Annotated in this window: 13 protein-coding genes; 5 read left to right on the top strand and 8 right to left on the bottom strand. The window is 67.0% G+C overall.

Annotated features, from left to right (window positions below):
• Positions 1 to 143: 143 nt before the first annotated feature.
• The 4 genes from CFB46_RS23640 to acnA all read left to right on the top strand — a co-directional run bounded on the left by CFB46_RS23640 (position 144) and on the right by acnA (position 6,146).
• The gene (locus tag CFB46_RS23640; protein ID WP_089501467.1) at positions 144 to 1,151 is read left to right on the top strand and encodes an HpcH/HpaI aldolase/citrate lyase family protein; all 1,008 of its coding nucleotides are present in this window, start codon (positions 144 to 146) and stop codon (positions 1,149 to 1,151) included.
• A gap of 230 nt (positions 1,152 to 1,381) precedes the next feature.
• Positions 1,382 to 1,897, top strand: coding sequence for a hypothetical protein (locus tag CFB46_RS23635; RefSeq protein ID WP_027782600.1), 516 nt, complete (start codon positions 1,382 to 1,384; stop codon positions 1,895 to 1,897).
• A 32-nt stretch (positions 1,898 to 1,929) separates the two neighbouring features.
• The gene (locus CFB46_RS23630) at positions 1,930 to 3,381 is read left to right on the top strand and encodes a bifunctional 2-methylcitrate dehydratase/aconitate hydratase (protein ID WP_089501466.1); all 1,452 of its coding nucleotides are present in this window, start codon (positions 1,930 to 1,932) and stop codon (positions 3,379 to 3,381) included.
• A gap of 47 nt (positions 3,382 to 3,428) precedes the next feature.
• Positions 3,429 to 6,146, top strand: coding sequence for an aconitate hydratase AcnA (acnA, locus tag CFB46_RS23625; protein WP_089501465.1), 2,718 nt, complete (start codon positions 3,429 to 3,431; stop codon positions 6,144 to 6,146).
• A 104-nt stretch (positions 6,147 to 6,250) separates the two neighbouring features.
• Here acnA and CFB46_RS23620 read toward each other — a convergent pair whose 3' ends face one another.
• The 3 genes from CFB46_RS23620 to CFB46_RS23610 are packed head-to-tail and all read right to left on the bottom strand — an operon-like array spanning position 6,251 to position 7,433.
• On the bottom strand, positions 6,251 to 6,682 hold the full coding sequence (locus CFB46_RS23620) for a DUF1801 domain-containing protein (protein ID WP_027782597.1): 432 nt from the start codon (positions 6,680 to 6,682) through the stop codon (positions 6,251 to 6,253).
• Positions 6,679 to 7,110: an SRPBCC family protein gene (locus tag CFB46_RS23615; protein WP_089501464.1), complete on the bottom strand. Its 432-nt coding sequence runs from the start codon at positions 7,108 to 7,110 to the stop codon at positions 6,679 to 6,681. Before CFB46_RS23615 ends, CFB46_RS23620 begins: the two co-directional genes overlap by 4 nt.
• Positions 7,110 to 7,433, bottom strand: a complete 324-nt coding sequence (locus tag CFB46_RS23610) for an ArsR/SmtB family transcription factor (RefSeq protein ID WP_089501463.1) — start codon at positions 7,431 to 7,433, stop codon at positions 7,110 to 7,112. The genes CFB46_RS23615 and CFB46_RS23610 overlap by 1 nt, the downstream gene beginning before the upstream one ends.
• Before the next feature lie 648 nt (positions 7,434 to 8,081).
• Here CFB46_RS23610 and CFB46_RS23595 point away from each other — a divergent pair.
• Positions 8,082 to 9,815: a S53 family peptidase gene (locus CFB46_RS23595; RefSeq protein WP_089501461.1), complete on the top strand. Its 1,734-nt coding sequence runs from the start codon at positions 8,082 to 8,084 to the stop codon at positions 9,813 to 9,815.
• 110 nt (positions 9,816 to 9,925) lie between these two features.
• Here CFB46_RS23595 and CFB46_RS23590 read toward each other — a convergent pair whose 3' ends face one another.
• From CFB46_RS23590 to CFB46_RS23570, 5 genes are all read right to left on the bottom strand, one after another.
• Positions 9,926 to 11,344, bottom strand: a complete 1,419-nt coding sequence (locus CFB46_RS23590; protein ID WP_089501460.1) for an MFS transporter — start codon at positions 11,342 to 11,344, stop codon at positions 9,926 to 9,928.
• A gap of 253 nt (positions 11,345 to 11,597) precedes the next feature.
• On the bottom strand, positions 11,598 to 12,434 hold the full coding sequence (locus CFB46_RS23585; protein ID WP_027782591.1) for an ABC transporter permease: 837 nt from the start codon (positions 12,432 to 12,434) through the stop codon (positions 11,598 to 11,600).
• 37 nt (positions 12,435 to 12,471) lie between these two features.
• Positions 12,472 to 13,728, bottom strand: coding sequence for an ABC transporter permease (locus tag CFB46_RS23580; RefSeq protein WP_179235138.1), 1,257 nt, complete (start codon positions 13,726 to 13,728; stop codon positions 12,472 to 12,474).
• Positions 13,729 to 13,839: 111 nt separating this feature from the next.
• Complete coding sequence (locus CFB46_RS23575; protein ID WP_027782589.1) at positions 13,840 to 14,886, bottom strand: ABC transporter substrate-binding protein; 1,047 nt, start codon at positions 14,884 to 14,886, stop codon at positions 13,840 to 13,842.
• Positions 14,887 to 14,961: 75 nt separating this feature from the next.
• A complete protein-coding gene (locus CFB46_RS23570; protein WP_089501458.1) occupies positions 14,962 to 16,065 on the bottom strand; it encodes an ABC transporter ATP-binding protein in 1,104 nt (367 codons plus the stop codon).
• Positions 16,066 to 16,110: the final 45 nt, after the last annotated feature.

Raw genomic sequence — 16,110 nt, 5'->3', positions numbered from 1 at the left:
CTTCGGCACGGGCCGGCACGCCGCCGGCCCTGCCGATCGATCCGATCCGCGCACGTTTTGCCGCCCCGCGCCCGACGCTGCGGCCCAGAACCTGCCCGAATCCGATTTTCTCCACGTTGACCCGCTTCCCTGACGTAGAAGAGATGGCCGCGCTCACTCCTGCACAAGTGCTGTACGACGGGGCGTCACCGCCCGGGATCCTGCCCTGCTGCGATCACTACGCGGGCAGCGAGAAGCTGATGCGCAAGTCGCTTGCGCTGCAGGCCGAACTGGGTCCGGTGTTCGACCTCACGCTCGACTGCGAGGACGGCGCGGCCGTCGGCCAGGAAGCCGCGCACGCGGCGCTCGTCGCCGAGCTGCTCGGCAGCGCCGAGAACCGCTTCGGCCGCGTCGGCGTCCGCATCCACGATTTTTCCCGCCCGCACTGGCGCGACGACGTGCGCATCGTGCTGCGCGCATCGCGCGTACCCGCCTACATCACGCTGCCGAAGGTCGCGAACGCCGCCGACGCGGCCGAAATGACCGCGTTCATCGAAGGCACGCGCCGCGAGCTCGGCATCGCGCAGCCGATTCCGGTCGACGTGCTGGTCGAGACGCACGGCGCGCTCGCGCAGGCGGCCGCCCTCGCCGCGCTGCCGACGGTCGGCACGCTGAGCTTCGGGCTGATGGATTTCGTCTCCGCGCACCATGGTGCGATTCCCGATTCCGCGATGCGCTCGCCCGGCCAGTTCGACCACCCGCTCGTACGCCGCGCGAAGCTGGAAATCGCCGCGGCCTGTCACGCGCACGGCAAGACGCCGTCGCACAACGTGACGACCGAGGTGCGCGACATGGGCGTCGTCGCCGGCGACGCGCGCCGCGCGCGCGACGAATTCGCATTCACGCGGATGTGGAGCATCCACCCCGCGCAGATCCGCCCGATCGTCGACGCGTTCGCACCGCGCACCGACGAAGTCACGCTGGCCGCCGAGATCCTGCTGGCCGCGCAGGCCGCCGACTGGGGCCCGACGCGCCACGGTGATACGCTGCACGATCGCGCGAGTTATCGTTATTACTGGTCGGTGCTGCGCCGCGCGCGGGCCACCGGCCAGCCCGTGCCGGACGAGGCCGCGCCGCTGTTCGGCCCGGCCACCGCGGGCGCTGCGCGTTGAGTGCGCGCCGCCCGCCGCTACACGAGTTTCATGCATTCGCCGAGGCGCGAACCGGACAGACGTTTGCGAAACGACAAAAAACGTAACGGAGCCCGAAAACCTGATATATGCGCGGCCAAATAGGTGAAAATAGCGGCCGCTGCGCGCTTTCGGGGCGCGTGCAGTTTCAAACCGGCCGGCAGTTTCGATTGCCGGCCCTTGTCAACTGATTATCGAAAGGTTCTGACTCCATGAAGAAACTCCTGATCGCTACCGCCATCGGCGCCTTGTCCGCCACGATGCTGGTGTCGGCTCCGAGCGCGTTTGCCCAGGGTACGGCCACCACGACCGCGAAGAAGGCAACGGCCAAGCGCCCGGCGCCGGCCAAGCGCATCATCCCGCGCAGCAAGAAGGCGCAGGCGCGCGCAGCGGCCAAGGTCGATCCGGTACCGGACGGCGCGGTCAAGTGGTCCTGTAAGGAAGGTCTGTCGTTCGACCTCGCCGGCGACATGAAGCGCGACCAGGTCGTCACGGTTCACTGGGCGAAGAAGAACTACAAGCTGCCGCGTCAGGCCACGACGACGGGCGCCGACACGTTCTACGATCCGGCAGCAGGCTTCAAGCTGGTCGTGATCCCGACCAAGGCGATGCTGTTCTCCGACGCAAACGGCGGCGAGCGTCTCGCGGACGAATGCGTGACGCCGGAAATGGCGCAAGGCACGGCAGCACCGACGCAGGCGAACGAGCTGAAGCCGGCAACGAACTAAGCGCGCGCGTTTTTCCGCTCCCCCGCCCCTCGATGTCCGCCCCGGTCTCCAACGTCCGCCCTGTTCCGGATACGGTACTCGTCGATATCGTCGACTACGTGCTGAATGCCGGTATCGACAGCGCGCTCGCGCTGGAGACGGCGCGTCATTGCCTGATCGACACGCTCGGATGCGGACTCGAGGCGCTGTCCTACCCTGCCTGCACCAAGCTGCTCGGCCCCGTCGTGCCCGGCACGATCGTGCCGAACGGCGCGAAGGTGCCGGGCACGTCCTTCCAGCTCGATCCCGTCCAGGCCGCGTTCGGCATCGGCGCGATGATCCGCTGGCTGGACTTCAACGACACCTGGCTCGCCGCCGAATGGGGTCATCCGTCCGACAACCTCGGCGGAATCCTGGCGACGGCCGACTGGCTCTCCCGCACGGCCCGCGCGGCCGGCCGGAAGCCGCTTACCATGCGCGACGTGCTGGTCGCGATGATCCAGGCCCACGAGATCCAGGGCTGCCTCGCCCTCGAGAATTCGTTCAACGCGGTCGGGCTCGACCACGTGCTGCTCGTGAAGGTCGCATCGACGGCCGTCGTCGGGCGCCTCCTCGGGCTCACGCGCGACGAGCTGATCAACGCGGTCTCCCATGCGTTCGTCGACGGCCACGCGCTGCGTACCTACCGCCATGCGCCGAACACCGGTTCGCGCAAATCCTGGGCGGCCGGAGACGCCACGTCCCGCGCGGTGCGCCTCGCGCTGATCGCGAAAACGGGTGAAATGGGCTACCCGTCGGCGCTCACCGCCAAGACCTGGGGCTTCTACGACGTGCTGTTCGACGGCAAGCCGTTCCGCTTCCAGCGCCCGTACGGCACGTACGTGATGGAAAACGTGCTGTTCAAGATTGCGTTCCCCGCCGAATTCCATGCGCAGACGGCCGCCGAGGCCGCGCTGCAACTGCACGCGCAGCTCGCCGCGGCGGGCCGCACGACCGACGACATCGGCCGGATCACGATCCGCACGCATGCGGCCGCGATCCGCATCATCGACAAGCAGGGCCCGCTCGCCAATCCGGCCGACCGCGACCACTGCATCCAGTACATGGTCGCCGTGCCGCTGCTGTTCGGCCGGCTGACCGCGGCCGACTATGAAGACTCGGCCGCGGCGGACCCGCGCATCGACGCGCTGCGCGCGAAAACCGTGTGCGTCGAGGATCCGCAGTTCACGAAGGATTATCACGATCCGGACAAGCGATCGATCGCGAATGCGCTGACGATCGAGTTCACGGACGGATCGAAGCTTGCCGAAGTGGCGGTCGAGTACCCGCTCGGCCATCGGCGCCGCCGTGCGGACGGCATCCCGCTGCTGGTCGATAAATTCCGGACCAACCTCGCCCGCCGCTTCCCGGCCAAGCAGCAACAAGCGATTCTCGACGTGTCGCTGGACCAGGCAAAGCTCGACGCGATGCCGGTCGATGAGTACGTCGACTTGTATGTGATATAGCCCTACAGGACTCTTTGTTTCCTAGCCTCAAACCCAGGAAAATCACCATGGCCCACAATCTCCACAAGACCCTCAAGGAATTCGACAGCGGTTCCGGCAAAGGCAAGTTCTACTCGCTGCCGCAACTCGGCAAGGAGCTGAAGACGAAGATCGAACGCCTGCCGGTGTCGATCCGCATCGTGCTCGAGTCCGTGCTGCGCAACTACGACGGCAAGAAGATCACCGAAGAGCACATCGAGCAGCTCGCGAACTGGAAGCCGACCGCGAAGCGCGTCGACGAGATTCCGTTCGTCGTGTCGCGCGTCGTGCTGCAGGACTTCACGGGCGTGCCGCTGCTCGCCGACATCGCGGCCATGCGCGGCGTCGCCGAGCGCACGGGCAAGAACCCGAAGAAGATCGAACCGCTGGTCCCGGTCGATCTCGTCGTCGACCACTCGGTCCAGATCGATTACTTCCGCCAGAAGGACGCGCTCGACCTGAACATGAAGCTGGAATTCCAGCGCAACAACGAGCGCTACCAGTTCATGAAGTGGGGCATGCAGGCGTTCGACACGTTCAAGGTCGTGCCGCCGGGCGTCGGCATCGTTCACCAGGTGAACCTCGAATATCTCGCGCGCGGCGTCCACAAGAAGGCGGACGGCGGCGACACCGTGTACTACCCGGACACCCTCGTCGGCACGGACAGCCACACGACGATGATCAACGGCATCGGCGTGGTCGGCTGGGGCGTGGGCGGCATCGAGGCGGAAGCCGGCATGCTCGGCCAGCCGGTGTACTTCCTGACGCCGGACGTCGTCGGCGTCGAGCTGAAGGGCAAGCTGCGCGAAGGCGTGACGGCCACCGACCTGGTGCTGACGATCACCGAAATGCTGCGCAAGGAGAAGGTCGTCGGCAAGTTCGTCGAATTCTTCGGCGAAGGCACGAAGTCGCTGTCGCTGCCGGACCGCGCGACGATCGGCAACATGGCGCCGGAATACGGCGCGACGATGGGCTTCTTCCCGGTCGACGAAAAGACGATCGACTACTTCGAAGGCACGGGCCGCACGAAGGCCGAAATCGCCGCGTTCGAAAACTACTTCAAGGCGCAGCAGCTGTTCGGCATTCCGAAGGCCGGCGACATCGACTACACGAAGACGGTGACGCTCGACCTGGCGACGGTCGCCCCGTCGCTGGCCGGCCCGAAGCGCCCGCAGGACCGCATCGAGATCGGCCACGTCAAGTCGACGTTCACCGATCTGTTCTCGAAGCCGGTCGCGGAGAACGGCTTCGCGAAGAACGCGGACGACCTGAACGCGCAATACACGACGAGCAACGGCGTCGACGTGAAGAACGGCGACATCCTGATCGCCGCGATCACGTCGTGCACGAACACGTCGAACCCGAGCGTGCTGCTGGCCGCGGGCCTGCTCGCGAAGAAGGCGGTCGAGGCCGGCCTCACGGTCGATCCGAAGATCAAGACGTCGCTCGCGCCGGGATCGCGCATCGTCACCGAGTACCTGACGAAGACGGGCCTGCTGCCCTACCTGTCGAAGCTCGGCTTCGAAGTCGCGGCCTATGGCTGCACGACCTGTATCGGCAACGCGGGCGACCTGACGCCGGAACTGAACGAAGCGATCACGACGAACGACATCGTCGCGGCGGCCGTGCTGTCGGGCAACCGTAACTTCGAAGCGCGTATCCACCCGAACATCCGCGCGAACTTCCTCGCCTCGCCGCCGCTCGTCGTCGCGTACGCGATCGCCGGCAACATCACGCGCGACCTGATGACCGAGCCGGTCGGCAAGGGCAAGGGCGGCCGCGACATCTACCTCGGCGACATCTGGCCGACGAGCGACGAAATCCACGCGCTGCTCAAGTTCGCGCTCGATCCGAAGAAGTTCGAGGACAACTACTCGAAGCTGACCAAGAAGGGCGACCTCTGGAGCAAGATCGAGGGCGAATCGGGCGAGGTCTACGACTGGCCGAAGTCGACCTACATCGCCGAGCCGCCGTTCTTCGGCAACGACTTCTCGATGGAGCCGGCTGCATCGATCCCGACGGTCAAGGGCGCGCGCGCACTGGGCATCTTCGGCGACTCGGTCACGACCGACCACATCAGCCCGGCAGGCTCGATCAAGGAAGATTCGCCGGCAGGCAAGTGGCTGAAGGAAAACGGCGTGCAGAAGGCCGACTTCAACAGCTACGGCTCGCGCCGCGGCAACCACGACGTGATGATGCGCGGCACGTTCGCGAACGTCCGGATCAAGAACCTGATGATCCCCGTGAAAGCGGACGGCACGCGCGTCGAAGGCGGCCTGACGATCCACCAGCCGAGCGGCGAACAGCAGTCGATCTACGACGCGGCCATGCAGTACGTTGCCGCCGGCACGCCGACCGTCGTGTTCGCGGGCGAGGAATACGGTACGGGTTCGTCGCGCGACTGGGCCGCGAAGGGCACGCAGTTGCTCGGCGTGAAGGCCGTGATCGCACGCAGCTTCGAGCGCATCCACCGCTCGAACCTGGTCGGCATGGGCGTGCTGCCGCTGCAGTTCAAGGGCGCGGACAGCGTCCAGTCGCTCGGCATCACCGGTGAAGAGACGTACGACATCGAAGGCCTCGGAGACGACTTCAAGCCGCAGCAGGACGTCACGCTCGTGATCCATCGCAAGAACGGCGAAACGCAGCGCGTGCCGGTGCTGCTGCGCATCGATACGCCGATCGAAGTCGACTACTACAAGCACGGCGGGATCCTGCCGTTCGTGCTGCGCTCGCTGCTCGCAGCGTAAGCGCCCTGCTTTTGCAGGTGCCGCAGCCGCCTCGCGGGCGGTTGCGGCCGATTTGGATGCCCGACCTCGTGTCGGGCTTTTTTTCGCCCGCGCTTCATGCGGCCTTAAGCCGCCTTGTCCGCGCGCGCCTTCGCGCCCGCCCCTCGCGCATTCTTCTTCAGGTGCGTCCGGTTGTATTCGATCGCCGCGCGCACGAGGTTCTTCAACGCCCGCTTGTCGAGCTTGTCGCCCTCGAACAGATCGATCGCGCGTCGCGCATTGCCGTCGAGGCCGTCGTTGAACAGCTTGTCGGGATCAGGAAGCTGCGCGCCGTGCATGAAGGTCACTTTCACCTTGCCCTTGTGCGCGTTCGCAACCGCGATCATCCCGTCGCATGACCAGACGGGGCTGCCCATCCATTTCCATTCCTCGACGATGCCCGCTTGCGCGGCGAGGATCGTCTGGCGCACGTCGGCGAAGGTCTTGCCGCGCCAGTCGGCGATGCCTGCGATCAGCGCATCGATGCGCGCCGACGGGGTGAGGTCCGTTGCACTCATGCGCGGGCCTCCGTGCCTTCGTCGGGACGCGACAGCACCTGTTCGAGCGATTCGAAGAACCGTACCCAGCCGTACTGCGCGCCGCGGTATGCCTGCTCCTGGTCGGGGCGGAAGCCGACCTGCTCCATGCGCAGATGCGTGCCGGCCGGCGTCGGCGTGAGCGTCCACGTCACGATGCTTTCGAGCCCGTGGGCCGCCCACGTATAGGACAGCGCGCGGTGCGGCTCGATCGTGAGGACCGTGCAATCGACCGAGCCCCAATCCGCGCGGAAACTGAAGGCATGGCCCGCGACGGGCTCGAAGTCGCTCTTCATGAGCCACGCCTCGATCAGGTGCGGTTGCGTGAGCGCGCGCCAGATCTTCTCCGGCGGATGGGGCAGCTCCCGGTCGACGACGACGGAGCGCGTTTCGGTAGTGGCTGGGTTCATTACTGATCCATCCTTTTGAGCAGATCTTCGAGGGCATCGAACCGGCTCTGCCAGAAGGCTGCCATCTGGCTCGTCCAGTCGATCAACGGGGCCAGCGCTTGCGGCTGCGCGCTGTAGTGGGTCTGCCGGCCTTCGTGACGGTCATTCACGAGCCCGGCCTGCTTCAGGACGCCAAGGTGCTTCGACACGGCCGGCTGCGAGACACCCGCATGGGCGGTCAGCGCGGCGACCGTCAGTTCCCCTTCCGCGCACAGCCGCTCGAAAAGCGCGCGGCGCGTGGGATCGGCAAGCGTCCTGAAAAGCGTGTCTTGAGTAGTTTGCATGTCGTCCAAAATCCATAACCGGTAGGTTATGGATTGAAGGATATCCGTTGATCGGCGCGCGTCAAGGCGGAATTTCGCGAACACCGTCGTTCATTCCTGCGCGCCCGGCGCGCGCGTCGCACCGGCTCGCGCCGACGCCGGATTCGAGCATTTCCTCTAATCCGCGACTGCGACACGCGATCCGAAAGCAGCCTGCAAGGCTGGCCGATGCGCTGTTCCACAGTTCGGGAAACGTTCGGGTTCGGCCGGCCCCATTCGCGTCCCCGCACGAATCCGTTCCTGACGAGTCGCTTCCAATGACCACATAGTGCGATACGGCGCGCAGCCATTGACACGCAAACGCCATGCATCCCCGCGGCGCGCCCGTCCACGACCGCGCACGTTCCGATGCTGCAACGAACGACTCGTGCGTGTGCGCGACGCGCGTTGCCGCGCTGTCGTACCGCGAACCGGTTCCGCTCGCCGGCCCCGCCACGACCGGCGCGTACCGCGCCGCGCACGCACGCGTGCGCCCCCGTTGTCAGAACTGACAGCTATGGAAACTGGCAGCTACCCGTTCGGCACCGACGCCCTACGCTCGTCACCGCTCGCGGCCCCACAAGGGCCGGGGGTTCCAGTAACGTCGCCTCTCCTAAAAAAGGACTCCCGATGAAAAGGAACGCCTGGTTTGCCCTTCCCCTTCCGTCGCCCCGCCGCCTTGCGTGCGTGGCACCGCTCGTGTTCGCCGCCGCTGCGGCGCACGCGGCGACGGATTGGGTCGATACCCATACGAAGGCCTTTCTGACCGGCCCGCAGTTGATGGCGCGCAGCGCGGCGCCGTCGCTCGAACTCGCGGCCGGCGAGACGACCGACGTCGTCGTCAGCCTGAAGCTGCGCAACGCCGCCCAGCTCAAGCAACTGGCGCGCGACGTGAACCGGCCCGGCAGCGCGCATTACCGCCAGTACCTGACGCGCGAGCAGTTCCTCGCGAACTACGCGCCGACCGAAGCGCAGGTGAAGTCGGTCGTCGACTATCTGCACAAGAGCGGCTTCGTGAACGTCGAAGTCGCGCCGAACCGGCTGCTGGTCTCCGCGCACGGCACGGCCGGCACGGTGAAGACCGCGTTCAACACGTCGCTCGTGCGCTTCCAGTACGCGGGCCGTTCGGGCTTCGCCAACACGTCGACCGCGCAGGTGCCGCGCGCACTCGGCGACGTCGTCGGCTCGGTGCTCGGGCTGCAGAGCGTCGCGCGTGCGCGGCCGATGCTGCGCATCGGCAACGTGGCGAAACCGCAGGCGCTCGCCGCCGGCACGGCGACGGGCCACTATCCGAAGGAATTTCCGGGCCTCTACAACGCAACCGGCGTGCCGACCGCGGCCGGCGTGACCGTCGGCATCATCACGATCGGCGGCGTATCGCAGACGCTGCAGGACCTGAAGCAGTTCACGTCGAGCAACGGCTACGGCACGGTCACGACGCAGACCGTCAAGACCAACGGCACGGGCGGCAGCTACACCGACGACCAGGACGGCCAGGGCGAATGGGATCTCGACAGCCAGTCGATCGTCGGCTCGGCCGGCGGTCAGGTCGGCAAGCTGGTGTTCTACATGGCGGACCTCAACGCCGCCGGCAACACGGGCCTCACGCAGGCGTTCAACCGTGCGGTGTCGGACAACACCGCGAAGGTGATCAACGTCTCGCTCGGCTGGTGCGAAACCGATGCGAACGCGGACGGCACGATCGACGCCGAGGAGCAGATCTTCATGACGGCCGCGGCGCAAGGCCAGACGTTCTCGGTATCGTCGGGCGACGAAGGCGTGTACGAGTGCAACAACCGCGGCTATCCGGACGGCTCGAACTACACGGTGTCGTGGCCGGCTTCGTCGCCGCACGTGCTCGCGATCGGCGGCACGACGCTCTACACGACGTCGGCCGGCGCGTTCTCGAACGAGACGGTGTGGAACGAAGGGCTCGATTCGAACGGCAAGCTATGGGCGACGGGCGGCGGCGTCAGCACGATCCTGCCCGCGCCGTCGTGGCAGTCGGGCAGCAATCGCCAGTTGCCGGACGTCGCGTTCGACGCCGCGCAGAGCACGGGCGCGTACATCTACAACTACGGCCAGTTGCAGCAGATCGGCGGCACGAGCCTCGCCGCGCCGATCTTCACGGGCCTCTGGGCGCGGTTGCTCGCGGCGAACGGTACGGGCCTCGGCTTCCCGGCAGCCAATTTCTATGCGGACATTCCGTCGCATCCGTCGCTCGTGCGCTATGACGTCGTGTCGGGCAACAACGGCTATCAGGGGTACGGCTACACCGCCGGCACCGGCTGGGATCTGACGACCGGCTTCGGCAGCCTGAACATCGCGAACCTCAACCAGCTGATCAAGTCGGGCGGGTTCTGAGCCATGCATGAGGACCGGCACGCGGCGATGGCTTGCCGCGCGCCGGTTCGTGAGTGACGTTCCCGTGATCGTCGTTGCGTCGTCAACGTGCGCCGCGTTCGCGCACGCCCCTACTCCGTCGCCCGCTCCTTCACGGGCTCCGACACGACCGGCGCGCCGGCCCGATGCGACGGCGCGAACAGCCGCAGCCCGCTCGCGACGCTCGCCGCGCCCGCGAAGCCCGCCCCGAGCATCAACGCAAGCGTCGGCCCGTGGCGCCCAGCGATTCCGAACGACAGCGCGACCAGCGCCGCGCCCGTCGCCTGCCCGATCAGCCGCGCGGTCGCGATGATCCCGCTCGCGCCGCCGCTGCGCTCGGGCGGCGCGCTCGACATCAGCGCTTTCAGGTTCGGCGACTGGAAGAAGCCGAAGCCCGCGCCGCACAGCATCATCCGCCAGCCGATGTCGACGACGCCCGGCGACACCGGCAGCGCGGCAAGCGACACCATGCCCGCACTCAGCAACGCCAGGCCGATCGCACCGAGCAGCCCGGGCGGATAACGATCCGACAGCCGGCCCGCGATCGGCGCGGCAAGCGCGACGATCGCCGACCACGGCGTCATCAGGAATCCCGTCTCGACCGCGCTGCGATGCAGGACGGTTTCGAAATAGAACGGCAGCGACACGAACGCAAGCCCCTGCGCGGCGAACGCGCACACGGCGGTCAGCGCCGATAGCGTGAACACGGGCCGGCGGAACAGGTCGACCGGCAGCATCGGCGCCGGATGCCCGGCCTGGCGGCGGATGAGCAGCCAGCCGAACGCGAATGCGACCGCGGCCGCCGCGAACACGACGGTCAGCGGCCCACGCTGCGCGAATTCGCCGAGCGCGAAGATCAGCGACGCGAACGTGATCACGTTGAACAGCGCGGCAACCGGATCGAACGCATGCTTGCCGCGCGCCGTCCGCGGCAGCGACGGAATCGCCACCGCGAGCGCGAACACGCCGAGCGGCACGTTCACCGCGAACAGCCATGGCCACGCGGCCACCGACAGGATCAGCGAAGCGATCGTCGGCCCCACCGCGAACGACACGCCGACGACGAGCGCGTTGAAACCGACGCCGCGCCCGAGCCGGTGCGCGGGAAACAGGCCGCGGATCAGCGCGACGTTGACGCTCATGATCGCGCTCGCGCCGAAGCCCTGCACGATGCGCGCGGCCGTCAGCATCGGCAGCGTCGACGCGAGCGAACAACCGAGCGACGCCAGCGTGAACACCGCCAGCCCGGCGACATACACGCGCTTGTGGCCGACGATGTCGCCGAGCGACGCGAACGGCAGCAGCGTCGCGACCATCGCGAGCTGGTATGCGTTGATGATCCACACGGACGCGGCCGGCGACGCATGCAGGTCGGTCGCGATGGCGGGCAGCGCGGTGTTCGCGATCGCGGTGTCGAGCGTCGCGAGCGCGACGGCCAGCAGCACGGCGGACATCGCGCGCCAGTTGACGGCCGGCTCGTGCGCGCCGGCGGAGGAAGCGAGTTCTGACAAGATGGGCTCGGCTGACGAGCGACGCGCGGCGTCGCGGATTGAGCGGCGCGGCACCGCATCCTCCGTGCAACGGCAACGGGACGCGCGGAACCGCGAGCCGTATTGTTGCAGAGCCGCATCGAACGTGCAGGCGGCCGCCCCGTCGGTCAGCCAAACGAAAGCTTCGCCATGCCGTGTCGGGTCCACGGCATCGTTGAAGACGCAACGATCGGCGGCCTCGCGGCCTGGCGAACGGTGCGGCCGGCGCCGCTATTTACGACACCGCACGCCGCGCATTGCGGCCGCGCAGCCATTCGAGCGCGAGCAGCAGGCTCGTCGAGAAGACGATCAGGATCGTGGCGAGCGCGGCGATCGTCGGGCTGATGTTCTCGCGGATGCCCGTGAACATCTGGCGCGGCAGCGTCGTCTGGTCCGCGCCCGCGAGGAACAGCGTGACGACCACTTCGTCGAACGACGTCGCGAATGCGAACAGCGCACCCGACATCACACCCGGCGCGATCACCGGCAGCGTCACGCGGAAGAACGTCGTGACCGGATTCGCGCCGAGCGACAGGCTCGCGCGCACGAGGTTCTGGTTGAAGCCCTGCAGCGTCGCGGCCACCGTCGTCACGACGAACGGCACGCCGAGCGCCGCGTGCGCGGCGATCAGCCCCGTGTAGGTGTTCGCGAGCCCGAGCGGCGCGAAGAACAGGTACATGCCGACGCCGACCACGACGACGGGCACGATCATCGGCGACAGCAGCACGGCCATCAGCAGCCCCTTGCCGCGGAAGTCGGCCTTCGTCAGGCCGATGGCCGCGAGCGTGCCGAGCACGGTCGCGACGACGGTCGCCGACGGCGCGACGATGAAGCTGTTCTTCGCGGCCATCCGCCACTCGTCCGATGCGATCAGGTTCTCGTACCAGCGCGTGGAGAAGCCCGGAATCGGATAGACGAGGAACGTGCTCGACGAAAACGACAGCGGCACGATCGCGAGCACCGGCAGGATCAGGTACAGCAGCGTCAGCACGACGAGCACGCGCAACGCGACGTACCACGCGCGCTCGACGAACGACATGTGCGGCGCGAACAGCGGCCTGGCGAGTTTCATGGTCGGCATCCCCTTCCCGTTTCCCTGTGCCCGGCGCTCAGCCGAGGCTCACGTTGGTGCGCGTGAAGCGCCCGTACACCGCGTACAGCACGAGCGTCGCCGCGAGCAGCAGCCCGCCGAGCGCACATGCCATGCCCCAGTTGATCGTCACGTTCGTGAAGTACGCGACGTAGTAGCTGACCATCTGGTCGTTCGGCCCGCCGAGCAGCGCGGGCGTGATGTAGTAGCCGATCGCGAGGATGAACACGAGCAGCGCGCCCGCGCCGACGCCCGGATAGGTCTGCGGTACGTACACGCGCCAGAACGCGGCGAACGGATGGCTGCCGAGCGACACGGCCGCGCGCTGGTAGGTCGGCGGAATCGACTTCATCACGCTGTACAGCGGCAGGATCATGAACGGCAGCAGGATGTGCGTCATCGAGATGTACACTCCGACGCGATTGAACAGCAGCGTCAGCGGATGCGAGATCAGTCCGCTGCCGATCAGCGCCGTGTTGATGAGCCCTTCGCTCTGCAGCAGCACGATCCATGCGGCGACGCGCACGAGCACCGAGGTCCAGAACGGGATCAGCACGAGGATCATCACGAGGTTCGCGCGTCGTTCCGACAGCGTCGAGATCCAGTATGCAAGCGGATAACCGAGCAGCAGCGCGAACAGCGTGACGGCGATGCCGATCACGAACGTGCGCCCGAAGATCGCGAGGTAGATCGACTGGTCGGGATCGGCCTGCACGATGCGGCCGAAGCCGTCCTGCTTGTGATCGAGCGCCGCGAGCAGGTAGAACGGCGACACCTGGCTGCCGTTCTTCGCGATCGACTGCCAGTACGTGATCTCGCCCCAGCGCGCATCGAGGTCGATGAATTTCGCGCGCGTCTGCGCAGGCGTCAGCGCCGCGTCGCCGTCGCCCTTCAGCGGCATCGCGCGCGCCGTCTTCGCGACGAGCGAGCGATAGCCGGGAATCTCGGTGTTCAGGCGCCGTGCGAGCGCACCCATCGCCTCGCTGTCGGCCACCTTCGTCATGTCGGCCGCGAGCGCGGCATACGCGGCGTCCGCCGGCGGCGTCTTGCGGTCCCAGCCCGACAACGCGGCGACCGTGTTCGGCAACGCGGTCGCGATCTCCGGGTTCTGCACCGCGCGCGTGAGCAGCGTGCCGATCGGCACGACGAAAATCAGCAGCAGGAAAATCGCGAGCGGCGCCACCAGCAGCAGCGCCATCGTGCGCTTGCGGGCCTCGGCGGCCTTCAGCTCGCGCTTGAGCGCGGCGGCCGACGGCGGGGAAGGCGCGATCGTCATGGTATTCAACGGTTCTCTCCGGCCGGGCACGTTCCGGCGGAATGCCGCGCGACACGATCGACGCGTCGCGCGGCCGGTTGCATCACGACACCCGTGAGGATGCCTGACCGGTTACTTCGTTGCCCACGCGGCGAAGCGCTGTTCGAGCTCGTCGCTGTGGTCGGTCCAGAAGCCGATGTCCTCCAGTACCGCGTTCTTGCCGTTGGCCGGCGAGTTCGGCAGGTTCGCGAGCGTCTTCGCGTCGAGCGACTTGATCGCGGCGACGTTCGTCGGGCCGTACGCGATGTGCTGCGCATACGCCTGCTGCGGCTTCGGCGTCAGCGTGTACGCGATGTACTGCTCGGCGAGCGCCTTGTTCGGCGAGCCCTTCGGAATCGCCCAGTAGTCGAGGTCGTAGATGCTGCCGTTCCACACGACCTTCAGGTTCTTGCCTTCCTTCTGCGCGGCGTCGATGCGGCCGTTGTACGCGGTCGACATCACGACGTCGCCGGCGACGAGGAACTGCGGCGGCTGCGCACCCGCTTCCCACCACTGGATGTACGGCTTCAGCTCGTCGAGCTTCTTGAACGCGCGATCCTGGCCGGCCTTCGTGCCGAGCACCTTGTAGACGTCCTTCGTCGCGACGCCGTCGGCCATCAGCGCGAATTCGAGGTTATAGCGCGCGCCCTTGCGCATCCCGCGCTTGCCGGGGAATTTCTTCACGTTCCAGAAATCGGCCCAGCCGGTCGGCGCCGACTTCAGCTTGTCCGCGTTGTACGACAGCGCCGTCGACCACACGAAGAAGCCGACGCCGCACACCTGCGGCGATTCCGGAATCAGGTCGGATTTCTTCGCGATCTTCGACCAGTCGAGCTTCTCGTACAGCCCTTCGTCGCAGCCGCGGTTCAGGTCGCCCGATTCGACTTCGACCACGTCCCAGTTGACGTGCTTCGCCTCGACCATCGCCTTCACCTTCGCCTGCTCGCCGTTGTATTCGACGGCCGTGACCTTGTTGCCGGTCGCCTTCTCGAACGGCTGGTTGAACGCGGCCTTCTGCGCGTCGCCGTTCGCGCCGCCGAAGTTGACGACCGTTAGCTCGGCAGCCGCGGCCGATGCGCCAAACGCGACCAGTGCCAGCGCGAGCGCCGTGCGGCGCGCGGTAAAGCTTGCTCGTTTCATGATGGTTCCTCTCCTCTCGTGGTGGAAGTGGGCTTGTTGTTGACGACGTGCTGCGGAAAACCGGGTAAACCATGCTCACGCGAATACGCGCAGGTGTTCGGGCGAGAACGCAAGCGAGACCGGCGCGCCGGGCGAGAACGCGTCGAGCGCGCCGGTGCCGAGCGGCACCTTCACGAAGCATTCGTCCTGGCCAGGCAGCGCGCAGCGCATGCGCACGTGATCGCCGAAATAGATGAGGCTGCGCGCCTCGCCGCTCACGCAATTGGCGGCGGTGCCATTCACACCATTCGCGCCGTGCGCCGCGAGGCTCATGCGTTCGGGGCGGATGCACGCGACGGCCGACGCGCCCTCGGCGGCTTCGCCGATATGGCGGCCGACGAGCTTCGTGCCGTCGTCGAGCCGGAATTCGCAGAATTCGCCGTCGACGCGCGCGATGGTGCCGCGCAGCCGGTTGCTGTCGCCGATGAAGTTCGCGACGAATTCGTTGCACGGCGATTCGTACAGGCGGTCGACGGTGTCGAGCTGCTGCACGATGCCCTTGTCGAACACGGCGACGCGATCGGACATCGTCAGCGCCTCGCCCTGGTCGTGCGTCACGTACACGAAGGTCACGCCGAGCTTTTCGTGCAGCGCCTTCAGTTCGTACTGCATGTGTTCGCGCAGCTGCTTGTCGAGCGCGCCGAGCGGCTCGTCCATCAGCACCAGCTTCGGCTCGAACACGAGCGCGCGCGCCAGCGCGATGCGCTGCTGCTGGCCGCCCGACAGTTGCGCCGGATAGCGTTTCGCGAAGCGCTCCATCTGCACCATCTTCAGCGCATGCGCGACGCGCTCCGTGCGCTCGGCGGCGGGCAGCTTGCGCACCGTCAGCGGATACGCGACGTTCTGCTCGACCGTCAGGTGCGGAAACAGCGCGTAGTTCTGGAACACCATGCCGATGTTGCGCTTGTGCGGCGGCACGGTGTTCAGCAGCTCGCCGTCGAGGCGGATCTCGCCGCCGGTCGGGAATTCGAAACCGGCGAGCATCATCAGGCAGGTCGTCTTGCCCGAGCCCGACGGCCCGAGCAGCGTCAGGAATTCCCCGCGGTGGATATCGAGGTCGAGCGATTTGACGACCAGCGTCTCGCCGTCGTAGGTCTTCCGCACGCCGCGAAAGCTGACGATCACATCATCGGACTTCATCGTGGCTGTCCCCTTGCTTCGCGACAATTGATTTTGAGATGCGAG

The sequence above is a fragment of the Burkholderia sp. HI2761 genome (genome assembly GCF_002223355.1).
Classification (GTDB): Bacteria; Pseudomonadota; Gammaproteobacteria; order Burkholderiales; family Burkholderiaceae; genus Burkholderia.
The sequence above is the reverse complement of the archived record's forward strand: the minus strand, read 5'-3'. Positions and strand labels throughout refer to the sequence as shown.